1 protein-coding gene is annotated in these 1,245 nt (G+C 63.5%); it reads right to left on the bottom strand.

What is annotated here, in order from left to right; genetic code table 11:
* Nucleotides 1-69: 69 nt before the first annotated feature.
* Nucleotides 70-1,245, bottom strand: a 1,176-nt coding sequence (gene tuf / locus RXV88_RS23515) for an elongation factor Tu (protein ID WP_316296169.1), incomplete at its 5' end; no start/stop codon positions are given.

The following is a 1,245-nucleotide window of genomic DNA, read 5'->3' as shown; positions in this document are numbered from 1 at the left end:
GTGCACCGTCCGTTTCGCTTACTCGATGATCTTCGACACACCGGGGTTGGCGCGTCTCGGGATCATCGCTTACTCGATGATCTTCGACACGACGCCCGAGCCGACGGTCCGGCCGCCTTCGCGGATGGCGAAGCGCAGGCCGTCTTCCATCGCGATCGGGGCGATCAGCTCGACGCCGAACTTCAGGTTGTCGCCCGGCATCACCATCTCGGTGCCCTCAGGCAGCGTCACCGTGCCGGTCACGTCCGTCGTACGGAAGTAGAACTGCGGGCGGTAGTTCGCGAAGAACGGCGTGTGGCGGCCGCCTTCTTCCTTGGTCAGGATGTAGACCTCGGCCTCGAACTTGGTGTGCGGCGTCACCGAACCCGGCTTGCAGAGCACCTGGCCCCGCTCGACGCCTTCACGGTCGATACCGCGCAGCAGCGCGCCGATGTTGTCGCCGGCTTCACCGCGGTCCAGCAGCTTGCGGAACATCTCGACACCGGTACATGTGGTGGTCTTGGTGTCGCGGATTCCCACGATCTCGATCGAGTCGCCCACGTTGATCACGCCACGCTCCACACGGCCGGTCACAACCGTGCCGCGGCCCGAGATCGAGAACACGTCTTCGATCGGCATCAGGAACGGCTGATCCACCGCGCGCGCAGGCTGCGGGATGTACTCGTCGACCGCCGCCATCAGCTCGCGGATCTTGTTCTCGCCGATCTCCGGATCCCGGCCTTCCATCGCCGCAAGCGCCGAGCCCGCGATGATCGGAATGTCGTCGCCCGGGAAATCATAGGCGCTCAGCAGTTCGCGCACTTCCATTTCCACCAGCTCGAGAAGCTCTTCGTCGTCAACCTGGTCGACCTTGTTGAGGAACACCACCATGGCGGGGATGCCCACCTGGCGGCCCAGCAGAATGTGCTCGCGCGTTTGCGGCATCGGGCCGTCCGCGGCGTTCACAACCAGGATCGCGCCGTCCATCTGCGCCGCGCCCGTGATCATGTTCTTCACATAGTCGGCGTGGCCGGGGCAGTCGACGTGAGCATAGTGACGCGCGTCGGTCTCGTATTCCACATGCGCCGTCGAGATCGTGATCCCGCGGGCCTTCTCCTCGGGCGCGCCGTCGATCTGGTCGTAGGCCTTGAAATCCCCGAAATACTTCGTAATCGCCGCCGTCAACGTCGTCTTGCCGTGGTCAACGTGACCAATCGTGCCGATGTTGCAATGCGGCTTAGAACGTTCAAACTTTTCCTTTGCCAT

It is taken from the genome of Aestuariicoccus sp. MJ-SS9 (assembly GCF_032586235.1).
Classification (GTDB): domain Bacteria; phylum Pseudomonadota; class Alphaproteobacteria; order Rhodobacterales; family Rhodobacteraceae; genus Aestuariicoccus.
This window is presented reverse-complemented; position numbering and strand designations above follow the sequence as displayed.